This window comes from Pelagibius sp., assembly GCF_965227505.1.
Taxonomy (GTDB): Bacteria; Pseudomonadota; Alphaproteobacteria; order Kiloniellales; family Kiloniellaceae; genus Pelagibius.
In genome coordinates, this window is the sequence record NZ_OZ245757.1 from 1,485,941 (window position 1) to 1,500,264 (window position 14,324).

The 14,324-nt window shown below is 64.9% G+C and carries 13 protein-coding genes; 4 read left to right on the forward strand and 9 right to left on the reverse strand.

The window, feature by feature from the left end; genetic code table 11:
* Positions 1–4 precede the first annotated feature (4 nt).
* The 5 genes from ACO06P_RS07130 to dgcN form a co-directional block, all read right to left on the reverse strand.
* Positions 5–772 (reverse strand): hypothetical protein, encoded by a 768-nt coding sequence (locus ACO06P_RS07130; protein WP_420349311.1) that lies wholly within the window; start codon positions 770–772, stop codon positions 5–7.
* A 77-nt stretch (positions 773–849) separates the two neighbouring features.
* Positions 850–1,524: a ceramidase domain-containing protein gene (locus ACO06P_RS07135; protein ID WP_420349312.1), complete on the reverse strand. Its 675-nt coding sequence runs from the start codon at positions 1,522–1,524 to the stop codon at positions 850–852.
* A 138-nt stretch (positions 1,525–1,662) separates the two neighbouring features.
* Positions 1,663–2,871, reverse strand: a complete 1,209-nt coding sequence (locus ACO06P_RS07140) for a benzoate/H(+) symporter BenE family transporter (protein WP_420349313.1) — start codon at positions 2,869–2,871, stop codon at positions 1,663–1,665.
* Entirely contained in the window at positions 2,868–3,848 is a 981-nt protein-coding gene (gene dgcA, locus ACO06P_RS07145) for an N-acetyl-D-Glu racemase DgcA (RefSeq protein WP_420349314.1), read from the reverse strand. Before dgcA ends, ACO06P_RS07140 begins: the two co-directional genes overlap by 4 nt.
* Before the next feature lie 23 nt (positions 3,849–3,871).
* Positions 3,872–4,867, reverse strand: a complete 996-nt coding sequence (gene dgcN, locus ACO06P_RS07150; protein ID WP_420349315.1) for an N-acetyltransferase DgcN — start codon at positions 4,865–4,867, stop codon at positions 3,872–3,874.
* Between the two features lie 442 nt (positions 4,868–5,309).
* Here dgcN and ACO06P_RS07155 point away from each other — a divergent pair, with 442 nt between their 5' ends.
* The gene (locus ACO06P_RS07155) at positions 5,310–6,599 is read left to right on the forward strand and encodes an MATE family efflux transporter (RefSeq protein ID WP_420349316.1); all 1,290 of its coding nucleotides are present in this window, start codon (positions 5,310–5,312) and stop codon (positions 6,597–6,599) included.
* Here ACO06P_RS07155 and ACO06P_RS07160 read toward each other — a convergent pair.
* The 4 genes from ACO06P_RS07160 to ACO06P_RS07175 form a co-directional block, all read right to left on the reverse strand.
* A complete protein-coding gene (locus tag ACO06P_RS07160) occupies positions 6,596–6,985 on the reverse strand; it encodes a hypothetical protein (RefSeq protein ID WP_420349317.1) in 390 nt (129 codons plus the stop codon). The two genes, ACO06P_RS07155 and ACO06P_RS07160, sit on opposite strands and share 4 nt — an antisense overlap.
* Before the next feature lie 316 nt (positions 6,986–7,301).
* Positions 7,302–8,831: a sensor histidine kinase gene (locus tag ACO06P_RS07165; RefSeq protein WP_420349318.1), complete on the reverse strand. Its 1,530-nt coding sequence runs from the start codon at positions 8,829–8,831 to the stop codon at positions 7,302–7,304.
* A gap of 28 nt (positions 8,832–8,859) precedes the next feature.
* The gene (locus ACO06P_RS07170; protein ID WP_420349319.1) at positions 8,860–9,612 is read right to left on the reverse strand and encodes a response regulator transcription factor; all 753 of its coding nucleotides are present in this window, start codon (positions 9,610–9,612) and stop codon (positions 8,860–8,862) included.
* 77 nt (positions 9,613–9,689) lie between these two features.
* On the reverse strand, positions 9,690–10,271 hold the full coding sequence (locus ACO06P_RS07175) for a hypothetical protein (protein WP_420349320.1): 582 nt from the start codon (positions 10,269–10,271) through the stop codon (positions 9,690–9,692).
* A gap of 613 nt (positions 10,272–10,884) precedes the next feature.
* Between ACO06P_RS07175 and ACO06P_RS07180 the strand changes: the two genes are divergently transcribed.
* From ACO06P_RS07180 to ACO06P_RS07190, 3 genes are all read left to right on the forward strand, one after another.
* The gene (locus ACO06P_RS07180; protein ID WP_420349321.1) at positions 10,885–11,985 is read left to right on the forward strand and encodes a polyamine ABC transporter substrate-binding protein; all 1,101 of its coding nucleotides are present in this window, start codon (positions 10,885–10,887) and stop codon (positions 11,983–11,985) included.
* 115 nt (positions 11,986–12,100) lie between these two features.
* Positions 12,101–13,276, forward strand: a complete 1,176-nt coding sequence (locus ACO06P_RS07185) for an ABC transporter ATP-binding protein (protein ID WP_420349322.1) — start codon at positions 12,101–12,103, stop codon at positions 13,274–13,276.
* A gap of 10 nt (positions 13,277–13,286) precedes the next feature.
* Complete coding sequence (locus ACO06P_RS07190; protein WP_420349323.1) at positions 13,287–14,321, forward strand: ABC transporter permease subunit; 1,035 nt, start codon at positions 13,287–13,289, stop codon at positions 14,319–14,321.
* The last annotated feature ends 3 nt before the right edge of the window (positions 14,322–14,324 follow it).

Here is a 14,324-nt window from a genome sequence, read left to right on the forward strand (position 1 = left end):
GCCGTCACTGCCCGCAGCGCTTCGCCAGTTCCTTGGGCGAGAGGTAGTGATAGGCCAGGAGTTCGCCGTCCTTGACGATGGCGAAGACTCCGTAAGGGGTCGGCGAGAGCCGGCGGACCTCCTTGGCGCTGGTCATCTCGATCTCGCGCAACGCCAGCCCATTGTCCGCCGCATAGTCCGCGACAATCCGGACGGCGTTGTCGAGATAGGGGCACTGGTCGCTGCGGAACACGGTGAGGCCCCTGCCGCCGCCGGGCAGTGCTTCCAGCTTCTTCCGCCAGCCGCCGCAAAACACCGGATCCGGCGCCTCGGGGTCCAGCTTATGGACCATGATGTCGAAGCCGGGCGCTGTGCTGGCAACGGACTCGAAACCGTGGCGGGCGAGAATGCCGGCGTCGATCAGCCAGTTGCCGCTGCTGGTGACGGCGGCGACACCTTTGAAGCCGCCAGCCTTCGCCACCGCCAGCGCCTCTTCGATCAGCGCCGTTGAGTGGCCTTTGCCTTTGCTGCGGCCGACCACCCAGAGGCAGTGAATCACCAGGTAGTCGCCGGCCTTGCGGATGGCCCGCCAGGCGAAATCGCCGGGAATGAACTCGATGAAGCCGCGCTCCCCGTCGCCGAGCAGGCGCATCTGCAGGCCTTCGTCAAAGCGCGCCTTCAGCCAGGCCAGCTTGCGCTGATAGCCAGCCTCCTTGCGGGCGCTCATCTTGCAGAAGAAGCCGGTCTTCTCCACGGTCTCCGGCGTTACTGTAATGAGTTCCGGCCTGCTCACACTGTGTCTCCCGCAATCCCCGCAAAGCACTTCGGCGGTTTAGGCGCCCAAGCACTCAGGTTAGGGCGCCAAAGCACTCAAGGCGTCTGGCCTGCGGGTACCACGGCGGAGCCGACCCGGCCATGACGCATCGCAATGCGGGCGAGGCGATAGAGGACCACAGCGTTCAGGATGTGCCAGAAGTAGTGAGTGCCGATGGGCAGCACGTCGCAGAGCGGCAGGTCGATGGTGCGCAGTGTCAGTGAAACGGCGAAGATGCCGGCCGTAAGGAGAATCGGCATGCCCGCCGGATTGCTGCGGACGAAGTGCAGGAATCCGCCCACCACGACCATGGCCGTGAGCGCCACGCCATAGGTGGGCAGGCTGAAGCCGAAGAGGATCGGCATGGCGGAGACGAGCGCCAGAACGCCGAGGAGGCTCAAGATGCAGGTCCAAAACGGCAGGGCAATCATGCGGCGCAGAGCCACATACATGTAAAGAAGGATGAAGAGCGCGATGGGAATGACATCGGTCAGGGCCGCCCAGACGACGGCGAAGGTGTGAAACAGGCCGCTGCCGATGCCGATAGCGAAAACGAGGGCTACGAGCGCGATAACGGCGGGATCGCGCCGGACCGCCGGATCCTCGCGCCTGAGCACCTGAACCAGCAGCAGCCCGGCAATGATAAAAGCCAGGTTGCTGACGGCATTGAGCGGTTCCGCCCAAAACGCCGTTCCCACCCGTTCGCAGTAGATGTCGATATGACGGTGCATGCACTATCAGACAGAGTTTTGAAAGAAAGCCACAATCAATCCTACAGTACGGTCGTTACAATATGGATCTTCCATCCGGCCTCGCCAGATCTTGCTGCACTGCGCCCGACCTGGCCCTTCGTCGGCCCGACGGCCTGATTATCGCGCGTCCGGTCCGGCGCGCCAGCGGGTCAGGCCGAAGAACGCCAGGCCTGCGAGAAGGCCCCAGAATGCACTGCCGACGCCGAAGACCGAAATCCCGGAAGCCGTGACCACAAAGGTCACGATGGCGGCCAGGCGATCTTCAGTCTCTTTAAGGGCCTCGCTCAACGCTCCGGCGAAGGGTCCGAGAAGCGCCAAGCCCGCGACTGCCATGATCAGATAGGTTGGCAGGCTCAACACGAAGGCCGCAATAGCAGCAGCCAGGCACCCGAAGATCACGTAGAACATGCCGGACACCAGACCCGCCCAGTAGCGTCTTCGCGGATCAGCGTGAGCGTCGGGGCCGGCACAGAGGGCGGCCGTGATGGCTGCCAGGTTCACCGCGTGCCCGCCAAAGGGAGCTGCCAAGACGCTGAAGAAACCGGTCGTCGCGAACAGAGGACCGGGCGCGGGCCGGTAGCCATTGGCATTGAGCACCGCAACACCGGTGATGTTCTGCGACGCCATGGTGACGATGAACAGCGGCAGGGCGACGCCGATGAGGGCCGGCAGCGAGAATTCGGGAACGACCAGCACAGGCTGCGGCAGGAACTGCGCGGCCCGCAGATCCGGAAGATCGCTGGTCAGGAGGATGACGACAACCGCCACCAGAAAAGCGACAGGAACGGCCAGGAGCCGGTTGAGACGCCAGACCAGGGCCCAGGCCAGGACCACCGGCAGCGCAAGAGCCGGGCCCTCGACGACAGCCTGCACCGGAGCCAGGCAGAAGGTCAGGAGGACACCGGCCAGCATCGCGTTCGCCAGCGGCGACGGGATGGCTGAAATCCAGCGGGCCAGCGGCTTCCAAAGCCCGGCGGCAACAATCAAGCCGCCGCAGACCATGAAGGCACCGACCGCCGTGGCGAAGCCGCCGTCCTGCGGACCCGTGGTCGCCAACAGGGCCGCCCCCGGGGTCGACCAGGCGACACTGACCGGCAACCTTGTCTTCAGGCTCAGCAGGATGCTGCAGAGCCCCATCGCGAGGGAAAGCGCCATCAGGCCGGAGGCCGCCTGGGCCGGGCTGGCGCCGATCCCGTCGAGGCCCTGCAAGACAACCGCGAAAGAACTGACAAAGCCCACCACCGCAGCCAGAAGGCCGGCAGAGGCAGCCTGCAACGAGAACACACCAGGGAGATTGCCGGCACCCTGGCTGCTGGCGGCGTTCATCCCCAAAGAGACGGCTCTGGCGGGAAGACCTGGCTGTCGACAATCCTGAGCGCCGGATCGCGATCCTTGGCGAGCAGCAGCGGCCCGTCGAGATCGACCACCGGCACGCCCTGAGCCAGGATCACCGCCGGCGCCATGGCCAGGGAGGTTGCCACCATGCAGCCCACCATAATGCCGAAACCCGCCGCCTCGGCGGTGGCCTTCAGCTTCAGCGCCTCGGTCAGGCCGCCGGTCTTGTCGAGCTTGATGTTGACCATGTCGTAGCGCCCCTGGAGCTGCGCCAGGGTCGCGGTGTCGTGGCAGGATTCGTCGGCACAGACCGGCACGGGGCGCTTCATGCCGCCAAGCGCCTGGTCTTCGCCAGCCGGCAGCGGCTGTTCGATCATCTCAACGCCGAGCACCGCCAGCTGCGGCGCCAGCTGGACGTAGTCCGCCGCCGACCAGCCTTCGTTGGCGTCAACGACGATGCGCGCTTCGGGCGCCTGCTCGCGGACCGCCACCACCCGCGCCATGTCCTCCGGGCCGGCCAGCTTCAGCTTCAGAAGCGGACGCGCGGCGTTGGCCGCCGCTGCCTTGGCCATGTTCTCGACCGTATCGAGGGAGAGCGTATAGGCCGTGGTCACCGGGCCGGGCTCGGCGGCACCGATCAGTTCCCAGTAGCGATGACCGGCCTGCTTGGCCTCGAGGTCCCAGAAGGCGCAGTCGACGGCATTGCGCGCCGCACCCGGCGGCAGGATCTTCTGCAAGCCAAGTCTGTCGAGACCCCGGGCCAGCCGCGGGCGCAGTCCTTCTATGTCAGCGATCACGTCCGCCATGGTCTCGCCATAACGGGTATAGGGCACCGCCTCGCCGCGCCCGGTTTTGCCGCCTGCGCTGAGTTCCACCAGCACCACGTCCGCCGAGGTCTTGGTGCCGCGCGAGATCGTGAAGCTGCCGCGGATGGGCCAGGCCTCTGCGGAAACCTTGAGATCGATCATGAGGGCCACCCGAACGCGAGCTGCTAAAGCCTGTCGACCAAGGGCTTCACCCCGTCACGGAACGGATCGACAGCGGGCAACCCGAACTCCGTCTCAAGATCCCGCAGGTAGGCGTCAACTGACTCGCTGGGCATCTGCGAGGTGTTGACGGCAATGCCGATGAAGCGCACCTCGGGATTGGTCAGCCGGGCGGCGGCGAGGTTGGCGTCGATGCAGGCCTGCAGGCCGGGCAGGGCAAAGTCCGGCAGGCCGCGCATGTGCTGGCGGGTTGGCTCGTGACAGAGCACCAGGGCATCGGGCTGGCTGCCGTGCAGCAGGCCCATGGACACGCCGGCGAAGGAGGCATGAAACAGCGATCCCTGGCCTTCGACGATATCCCAATGATCGTCGTCGTTGGCCGGCGAAAGGTACTCCACGGCTCCGGAGATGAAGTCGGCGACCACGGCGTCGATCGAGACCCCCTCGCCGGCGATCAGGATGCCGGTCTGGCCGGTGGCGCGGAAATCAGCCTTCAAGCCCCGCGCCTTCATGTCCTTTTCGATGGCAAGCGTGGTGTACATCTTCCCGACCGAACAATCCGTACCCACGGCGAGCAGGCGCTTGCCCGGCCGCCTGCTGCCACTGGCCACCGCGAACTCGCGGTCGGGATGGCGCACGTCGAACAGGCGGCGGCCGTGCTGCTCTGCCGCTGCCTTCAGGACCGGAACGTCGACGAGGCGGTTGTGCAGCCCGGCCGCGAGGTCGAAGCCCAGCAGCAACGCCTGCTCGAGGACCGATACCCAGGCCTCGGAGAACACCCCGCCGCGATTGGCAACGCCGATGACCAGGGTCTTCGCGCCTGCTTCCCTGGCAGCCTCCAAACTGAGGTCCGGCAGTCCGAGATCCGCCTGACAGCCCTCCAGGCGGAACTGCCCGACACACCAGTCAGGGCGCCAGTGGGCGATGCCCTGGGCGGTCTTGGCCGCCAGTTGATCCGGCGCGTCGCCGAGAAACAATAGATACGGATGCTCAATCGCCATCTGCCCCTGGACCTCTTGCTGATTGCACACCGCCATACGGCGGCGCAGCATCTTAGGGACAACTGATCAGCGCGCCAAGCCGGGCGCCTGGGGAATCGCCCGTCAGACGCCCCCGACCCCGGAAGCCTCGGGTCCTATGCCCCCGGCTCAATCCACCGGCCGGGTACCCCGGTCCCATGCCCTCGGTGCCGGCCGCCGGCCATCAGCAAGAGGAAGGGGCCGGCGGAGTTTTGTTCAGCCGGGCCCTGCCCTATCATCGGCGTCGCGCCTTCCCCCGCCCTTCCCCTTGCAGCCGCGGAACCCTATGGACGAGCCCTCCGATCCCAAGCCGGCTGCCCCCAGGGACCCTCGGCACTCTCAAAACACCGAAGCCCCCGGGCCGAGACCCGGCGATGACTCGGGAGACTGGAGCCGCCGGATCTGGCGGCTGGCGGCGCCCATCATGCTGGCCAACCTGACGACGCCGCTGCTCGGCATCGTCGACACCGCCGTGGTCGGCCATCTTCCCGATCCACGCTTCATCGGCGGCGTGGCGGTCGGCAGCCTGATCTTCAGCTTCCTGTTCTGGAGCTTCGGTTTCCTGCGCATGGGGACGACCGGCTTCACCGCCCAGGCCTACGGTGCCGGCGACCGGGATGAACTGCGCGCCGCACTGCTACGCCCCCTGGCGCTGGCGCTGGTCTTCGGCCTGGTGATCATCGCCACGCAAGTTCCCGTGCGCGGCCTCGCACTCTGGGCGATCGACGCCAGCGCGGCGGTGAGCGGCGAAGCGGCGACCTACTTCGACATCCGCATCTGGAGCGCGCCGGCGGCCCTGGTGAACTTTACGCTCTTCGGTTGGCTGCTGGGGGTGCAGCGCGCCCGGACCGCGCTGGTCCTGCAGATCGTTCTGAACGGGATCAACATCGTGCTCGATCTGGTCTTCGTGCTGGGGTTTGGTTGGGGCGTGGCCGGCGTTGCCTGGGCAACCCTGGCCGCCGAGGTCGGCGCGGCGGCCCTGGGGCTCGCGGTGGTCTGGCGGCATCTCGGCAGGCGCCTGGAGCGGGGGGATCTCGAGCGCCTGCTGGAGCGCAGCCGCATGCTCGCCCTGTTCCGGGTCAACATCGACATCTTCCTCAGGACCCTGTGCCTGCTGCTGGCCTCGGGCGCCTTCACGGCCCAGAGCGCGGGCTTCGGCGACGTGACATTGGCGGGCAACGCGATCCTCCTGAAGCTGCAGACCGTTGTCGCGTACGGGCTCGACGGCCTGGCCCATGCCCTGGAAGTCCTGGCCGGCAGTGCCTATGGCGCCCGCAACCGGCGCACCTTCCGTCAGGTGATTGTCGTCTGCAGCCTCTGGGCCCTGGGCGCGGCGCTGTTGCTGAGCCTTGTCTTCGCCGCCGCCGGGACGCCCATCGTCGCCGTTTTCACCGACATCGCCAGCGTGCGGGAAAGCGCCGAAACCTATCTTTGGTGGATCGTGCTTTCACCGCTCGTGTCGGTCTGGAGTTTCCTGCTGGACGGCATCTTCATCGGCGCCACCCGGACCGCGGCCATGCGCAATGCCGCATTCCTGTCTCTCGGCTGCTTTCTGGCACTGTCCTGGGCCCTGGTACCCTGGCTCGGAAACCACGGGCTGTGGCTGAGCTTCACGCTCTATATGGCCGCGCGCGCCATCACCCTTGCCCTCTGGTACCCGGCTCTGGAGCGCAGTGCGGGAAGCCCTGGGGAGAGTTCGCGTCCAAACGGTTAGGCGGTGCGGCCCAGTTTTGCCGGCCGCAGCGGCTGAAGAGGCTGGCTGAGGAGAAGGTCGAAACTGCCGGTTCCCTCGTCGACCGCAGCAGCGTCGCAATGCCAGCAGCTGTAGCGCAGGGCCCAAAGGGGCAGCTTCTGACGGCTGAGAGCATCCAGCAGGCGCTGGGAGAGAACCTGCTCGGCCAGGGCATCGTCGTTGACGCCAGGCGGGTGGATAAACACCACGAGGAGCGCGCCGTCGCGGCTCGGCCCGGCGATCAGATAGGGATCGTCGATCACCGCCAAGCGACCGTCGCAGCCCTGCCGCAACCTTACGCAGCAAAGCGACAGCCGCACGTGAAGACCGCGCAGGCGGCGCAGGCTGTCGAGAATGCTCGCGGGCACGGAGAGTGCCGGCCGGGCTGTCGGGCCACCCGGCCGGCGCAGGGGAAGCTCGGGGGAGAACCCGAAGGGAGGGGCCGTCAGAACGCTTCCCCTGTTTGGCTGCTCATAGTCCTTCCCGCGGCCGGTCAATTGCGCCGCCACAGTGGAAGGCGCCGGACCGCTTTCAGATCCATGAGAACCTTGTTTGCTCCGCATCACGGACAAAGTAGCCGCTCTTACAACCAGACGGTGCGTCAAAGTTGTGGCGTGGAACGGGCCAAAAGGTGACGAAACTGCAAGATTTCCGCAATCTTTAGAGGCATTTACCGCAGTGCGGTTAGCCCGCCAAAGGGAAGCGCATCACCATCGCAAGACCGCCGTCAGGACGATTTTCCGCGCGCACACTGCCGCCTATCGCCTGTAAGTTGCGACGCACGATCCACAGCCCGATCCCCATATGCGGGTTGCCTTCGCCGCCATCCTGCTCGGGATCGCCCGCCGGCTTTGAGCGCAAGGACACGTAGCGCTCGAAAATCCGCGTCAGTTCGCCGTGCGGCACCCCGGGTCCGCGGTCGAGAAGGGAAAGTTCGGCACGGTCGTTTACCTTGCGAAGCTCGACGATGATCTTGGAGCCGTGCGGCGACACCTCGACCGCATTGTCGATGACGTTTTCCAGCACGGTTTCCAGAAGGTCCTCACCGGCCAGCACTGCCACGCCCTCCTGCAGGCGCGCGTCGAGGATGAGCCGGCGGCTGGCGAAGGTGTCCGCGTAGGCAGCCAGCATCCGCTCGACCATCTCGGTGAGCACGATGCGCTGGCGCGGCGGGTCGAGAAGCTCGGCGGTGGTTTCCTCCAGGCGCCTTGCGTAGGCCACAAGATGGTCGAGGCGGTCGATCGACACCTCGAGGACGTCCAGGGCCCGCTGGCCGCGGACTTCCTCCGGCGCGACCAGACGGCGCAACGGTTCCAGAGACTGCCTCATGATCGCGATCGGCGTCTTGAAGGCGTGGGCGTTGTCCTCGGCCGCCAGCCGGATACTCTCCGCCGAGTCCTGCAGAGCCAGGGTCATGCGGTCGAACTCCTCGGCGACCGGGGCCAATTCCGGCACCCTGTTCTGCTTGCCGAAACTGACGTGACCCGACTTGCCGGTCCGGATGCTCCGCGCCAGGTAGCGAAACCGCATCAGGCCGCGCCAGATCGACACGAAGAGGCCGATGGTGAAGATCGCCATGGCGAAGTAGATCGCCGCGGCAATGCGCACCTCGATGGTCTTCCAGTACGGCTGATCGATCGAGGTACCGAGGAATTCCGCCGTGGAGTGGGTGGTGATCACCGCCCAGCAGCCGGCGCCGGTGTTGATCGGCGTGATCGAGGTCAGCAGTTCCTCTTCGCCCGAGGGCCGGCGGTGGCGCAGAGCCATCGACAACTCGCCCCAGCAACTCTGGGCAAGATTGTCGAAGACGCCCCGCTCGACCAGCCGGTCCCGCTCCTCGGCCAGTTCGGTCGGCGCGATGGTGGGCTGGGACGCCACGAAGAAGAAGCTCTCGGCCCCGTACTCGCCGGTCGGCCGGAACAGGATCTTCACGCCGGTCTGCTGATTGGCGAAGCGCGCGACCTCGTCATTCAACAGGGGCAGCGAAGACACCTCTTGCTGTTCCAGGAGCGGCCGCAGGCTTTCGGCGACCACACGGCCCTGTTCGCGCACGCTTTCCATCAGCAGAAAACGCTTCTCCGCGTCGGCCTCGCGGAACTGGGTGTAGAGGATGACCGGCACGGCACAGAAGATGATCAGCAGCAGAACCAGCTTGCTGACCAGAGAGCGGAAGGGCAGACCGAGATCAAAACCCCGGCCGGCCGCTGCCGGCATTGGCCCCTCCACCCGCGCAACCATGGCCTTAGGCGGCTCCGCCCTTGCCCGCCTGGTCGCGCCAGCGGTAACCGAAACCGGGGTAGTTCTCGATGCCGTCGAAGGAATCATCGACGTCACGGAACTTCTTGCGAATCCGCTTGATGAAGGACCGCACATTGGCGCGGTAGCCATCGGGCCCGTAGCCGGCCACGAAATCCTTGCCGCGGACGATGTCGTAGATCTGCCGATAGGACACATCGCCGCCCTGCTGGGTCACCAGGAAGAGGACGATGGCGAACTCGGTGAGCGTCAGATCGACCTGCTTGCTGTCCCAAAAGGCCCGCGAGATATCCGTCTTGAGCTCCAGGGGGCCGTTGCGGATGACAGCCGGCGTCTGGCCGCCGCCCTCCGCCGAGGGCTTCACACCCTCGGTGATCAGTTTCAGCCGCTGCAGGATGATCGGCAGACGGCGTGATTTGTCGATGAAGTCGACCGCCCCCCACTTCAGCGCCGCTTCCTCATAGATTTCGTCGCTGAGCACGGTGAGAAAAATCACCGGCGTCTGGATGCGGCACTCGCGCATGCGGCGCAGGACGGCAAGGCCGTCCAGACCGGGCATACGCCAGTCCAGAAGGACCGCCTCCGCCTCCTCGCCCGACATCATGAACTCCAAGGCGCTTTCGCCATTGGCAAAGTCCACGACCTCGTAGCCTTCCTCGGCCAAATTCAGCCCGAGGGATTCCCGGAAAAGATCGTCGTCATCGACGATGAACACACGATTGAAAGTTGTCTCTGTCACGACCGGCTGCACAGCCATCATTTCTCTCGCGCTCTTGGCGCCCCCTTACTGTTGCCTGCTCTTCACTCCTTGCAACGCTAGCTGCCTCCGGCCGTCCCATTCGCCGGCTGCACCGCGGATGCGCCATCCTGCGCACCGCGTACAGCCTCGGCCTGAGCCAGCAGCTCGCTCAAACAAAGGCGGGCAAATTCGTCCGGCGCCTCGTCGCCGCCGGTGTCGCCCTCTGTTCCGCCTTTGACCTTGTACGTCAGCACTCGAAAGTCGCTGCCGCCAACCTTCGGATAGAAGAATATATGCAGAACGCAGTTGGTGCCATTGTAGGCCCAGATCTTCGCCGGCGGTTCTTCGATCAACAGGGCCGGATCGCCCAGCAAGGCCGAGGTCCGCTCGAAGTCGAGCCCGACGAGGGCGTCCGGGTCGGCCTGCGGCTCCCGGATGGTCTCCAGCATTGCCTGGGTGACCTCCGGCTTGCGCTTGGGGATGGGCGGTGGGGGTTTCAGTTCGACCACCTTTTCCTGTTCGGCACGCGTCGGAAAACGGCCCTGATCGCTCAGTGCTTTGTCCGAGGAGACAGGGCGCACGGAGCCCTGTGCCGGTCCCTGCGCCGCCGGGAATTGAATCCCCAGTTGGGCACACGCAGAAAGACCCAGCAATGCCATCCCCAGGACCCCGTATCGGAGCCTCATTATCGTTTTCCTGATCGTCGTTCCGTCCGGCCGTACCGGAACCCTGTTAATCGTGAACCGCAAAATCTTAACGAAACCCTAAGGCGATGGCGTTCGCGGGCAGCGCCGCCGCGTGCGCAGCGAGATTTATCCAAATCGGCAGCCAAGCCCTTAATTTAAAACGCATCCTTCGCAGTGTGACAAATTTGTGCGGTGCCGCGATAAAGTCCGATTTCGGCCCGCAACGGATCACAGGAGCGTCCTTGCAGGGCGCCGCCACCCCTTTCCAAATCTGATTGCGTTAACGTATCGCCTTTGGACTTCAACCCTCAACACCGTTCTTTGACCGCGAAAGGCGGCGAAGTTAGGGCAAAGGTCAGGCAGCCGGATGACATCTCCGGGTTGTAGCCTCTTTTTGGCCGCAGCCGCCTGTCGGATCGGGCGCCCGCCACCGGAATGCCGAAGCCGCGCCCGGCCGTAGCGCAGCGCCGCGATGAAGCATTGACAAGCGCTATCGTGCGGCTTGATATCACGGGGAGGTTGGTCGAAACGGACCCAAAACGGCACCGAAGGTGCTGACATGAAGTCAAGAAACAGGGAACCCATCATGAACAGAAAGTCTTTTCTCGCTTCCGCGGTCGCCGTGGCCGCGCTGGCGCTGCCGCTGGGCCCGCTCGCGGCACAGGAGAAAGTCGTCAACGTCTTTAACTGGTCGGACTACATCGACGAGTCGATCCTGGAGGATTTCGAGAAGGAAACCGGGATCAAGGTCGTTTATGACGTGTTCGACTCCAACGAGGTTCTCGAGACCAGGCTTCTGGCCGGCGGCACCGGCTACGACGTGGTGGTCCCGAGCGGAACCTTCCTGGCGCGACAGATTCAGGCCGGCGTGTTCCAGCAACTTGACACCGACAAGCTGCCGAACCTGACCAACATGTGGGGCGTGGTCACCGACCGCACCGCAAAGTACGACCCGGGCAATGCCTACTCCATCAACTACATGTGGGGCACCACCGGAATCGGCTACAACGAGGAGAAGATCCTGGAGCGGATGCCCGACGCGCCGGTGGACTCCTGGCGCATGCTGTTCGATCCGGAGGTGTCCTCCAAGTTCGCCGACTGCGGCATCCACGTGCTGGACGCCCCGACGGAGATGATCCCCGCCGCCCTGAACTACATCGGCGAGGATCCGGACAGCCAGGACCCAGACGTGATCCGCAAGGCCGAGGCAGTGCTGGCGGCGGTGCGGCCTTACATCCAGAAGTTCCATAACTCCGAGTACATCAACGCGCTGGCCAACGGCGACATCTGCATGGCGGTCGGCTGGTCCGGCGACGTGCTGCAGGCCCGCGACCGCGCCGACGAGGCCGACAACGGCGTGACCATCAACTACGTGGCGCCGAACGAGGGCGCGCTGATGTGGTTCGACCAGATGGCGATCCCCTCTGACGCCCGCAACGTGGAAGAGGCTCACACCTTCCTGAACTACATCATGAGTCCGGAGGTCATGGCCAAGGCGTCGAACTACGTCTACTACGCCAACGGCAACGAGGCATCGCAGCAGTTCCTCGAGGAGGACGTGATCGACGATCCGGCGATTTATCCGACGCCCGATGCGCTCGCGACCCTCTATACGACGACCCCCTATGCACCGAAGGTGCAGCGCGTGGTGACGCGGCTCTGGACCAAGGTCAAGAGCGGCCAGTAACACGCTTCCGGCGGTCCCGCCATAGGGGAGGCGGGACCGCTTTTTCTCGGGTTTCCTATGATCATCGGCGGGCGGGGGCTCTGATATGAGTGATGCCGGATCACCCGGAAGTGCAGTGAAGAGCACGGCGAAGAGCGCGGCGAAGAGCACGGGCGCGACGCACACGCGCCAGCGCTGGGAACCCTGGAACGACCCGAACCAGCGCCCCCACGTCGAGATTTCTCAGGTCACCAAGCGTTTCGGCGACTTCGTCGCCGTCGACGATATCTCCCTCAACATCTATCAGCGGGAGTTCTTCTCACTGCTCGGCCCTTCCGGCTGCGGCAAGACGACCCTGCTGCGGATGCTGGCGGGTTTCGAATTGCCCAGCGAGGGTCAGATCCTGCTGGAGGGCGAGGATATGTCCGGCGTGCCGCCCTACCAGCGGCCGGTCAACATGATGTTCCAGTCCTACGCCCTCTTCCCCCATATGAATGTCGAGAAGAACATCGCCTTCGGTCTGCGTCAGGACGGCGTGCCCAAGCCGGAGATCGAGCGCCGGGTGGCCGAAGTCATCGAGATGGTCCAGCTCAACGCCTTTGCCCGGCGCAAGCCGCACCAGCTCTCCGGCGGCCAGCGTCAGCGCGTGGCCCTGGCCCGCTCGCTGGTGAAAAAGCCCAAGATGCTGTTGCTCGACGAGCCCCTGGGCGCGCTCGACAAGAACCTGAGAACCCAGACCCAGTTCGAGTTGATGAACATCCAGGAGGAAACCGGCATCACCTTCGTGATCGTCACCCACGATCAGGAAGAGGCGATGACCGTTTCCAGCCGCATCGCCGTCATGGACCACGGCAAGATCGTCCAGGTCTCAACGCCGGCCGAGCTCTACGAGTTTCCGAATTCCCGCTATGTGGCGGACTTCATCGGCGAGGTGAACATTCTCGAAGGACGGGTGAGTGCGCGCGAGGGCGACCACCTTCTGGTGCAAAGCCAGGAGGCGGGCTGCATGATCAAGACGGGCCCCAGCGCCGACGAGCCGGCCGGTCGGCAGGTCTGGATTGCGCTCAGGCCGGAAAAGGTTCAGATCGCGCCGGACCCGCCGCCCGATACGACGACCAACTGTCTGGCCGGCGAGGTCTGGGACATCGGCTATCTGGGCAATCTCTCGATCTATCACGTGAAGCTGGACAGCGGAAAGATGGTCACCGCCACCCAGGCCAACCGGACGCGCCTGATCGAACGGCCGATCACCTGGGAGGACCGGGTCTATCTCACCTGGTCTCCCGACGCGGCCGTGGTCCTGCTGAGCTGAGCCGCCCGGTATGGCGCGGTCCGCGAAAAAGCCCGATCCCCGGCGGGAGGTCGCCTATCTTCCCGGCGACGGCGCCACAACCGGCTTCTTTTCCGGGCTGCACGCAAGGCTGCTGCTGCTGCCGCCCTACCGCATTCTGGTGACCGTCCTGAGCCGGCTTGGCTTTTCCGGGCGCAACCTCGTCATCGCGATCCCTTACCTCTGGCTGCTTGCTTTCTTCATGGCGCCCTTTCTGATCGTTTTGAAGATCAGCCTCGCCGAGGTTGTGGTCGCCCAGCCGCCTTACACCCCGCTCCTCGTCTTCGTCGAGGACGGCTTCATCGCCATTCAGGCCAGCCTGGAAAACTATCTCTTCCTGCTCGAGGACAGCCTTTACTGGAAGTCCTACGTCTCGTCCCTGCGCATCGCCCTGATCTCGACCTTGCTGACGCTGCTGGTCGGCTACCCCATCGCCTACGGCATGGTGCGCGCGCCCAAACGCTGGCGCTTCGCGCTTCTCATGATGGTGATCCTGCCGTTCTGGACGTCCTTCCTGATCCGCGTCTATGCCTGGATCGGCATCCTGAAGAAGGAAGGGCTTCTCAACCTCGCCCTGATCCAACTGGGTCTGATTTCGGAACCCCTGACGATCCTCAACACGGACATCGCCGTCTACATCGGCATCGTCTACTCCTACCTGCCCTTTATGGTGCTGCCGCTCTACGCCAATCTTGAGAAGATGGATCTCAGCCTGCTGGAGGCGGCGGCAGACCTGGGGTGCCGGCCGATCAAGGCCTTCTGGGTCATCACTATCCCGCTGTCCCTGCCCGGGATCATCGCCGGCAGCTTTCTGGTGTTCATCCCGGCCATGGGCGAGTTCGTCATTCCCGACCTGCTGGGCGGTTCGCAGACGCTGATGATCGGCAAAACCCTGTGGTCGGAGTTCTTCAACAACCGCGACTGGCCGCTTTCCTCGGCAGTGGCCGTCATCCTGCTGCTGGTGCTGGTGGTTCCCATCGTCCTGTTCCAGCGCATGCAGGAAAAGACGGCGAAGCCGGAGGGCTGAGGC

Excerpts from the sequence above, each read along its gene's own strand:
- ACO06P_RS07180 (WP_420349321.1), top strand. The coding sequence starts at position 10,885 with ATGAACAGAAAGTCTTTTCTCGCTTCCGCGGTCGCCGTGGCCGCGCTG.
- ACO06P_RS07165 (WP_420349318.1), bottom strand. The coding sequence starts at position 8,831 with ATGCCGGCAGCGGCCGGCCGGGGTTTTGATCTCGGTCTGCCCTTCCGC.
- ACO06P_RS07155 (WP_420349316.1), top strand. The coding sequence starts at position 5,310 with ATGCTGGCCAACCTGACGACGCCGCTGCTCGGCATCGTCGACACCGCC.
- ACO06P_RS07190 (WP_420349323.1), top strand. The coding sequence starts at position 13,287 with ATGGCGCGGTCCGCGAAAAAGCCCGATCCCCGGCGGGAGGTCGCCTAT.
- ACO06P_RS07140 (WP_420349313.1), bottom strand. The coding sequence starts at position 2,871 with ATGAACGCCGCCAGCAGCCAGGGTGCCGGCAATCTCCCTGGTGTGTTC.
- ACO06P_RS07135 (WP_420349312.1), bottom strand. The coding sequence starts at position 1,524 with ATGCACCGTCATATCGACATCTACTGCGAACGGGTGGGAACGGCGTTT.
- dgcA (WP_420349314.1), bottom strand. The coding sequence starts at position 3,848 with ATGATCGATCTCAAGGTTTCCGCAGAGGCCTGGCCCATCCGCGGCAGC.
- dgcN (WP_420349315.1), bottom strand. The coding sequence starts at position 4,867 with ATGGCGATTGAGCATCCGTATCTATTGTTTCTCGGCGACGCGCCGGAT.
- ACO06P_RS07175 (WP_420349320.1), bottom strand. The coding sequence starts at position 10,271 with ATGGCATTGCTGGGTCTTTCTGCGTGTGCCCAACTGGGGATTCAATTC.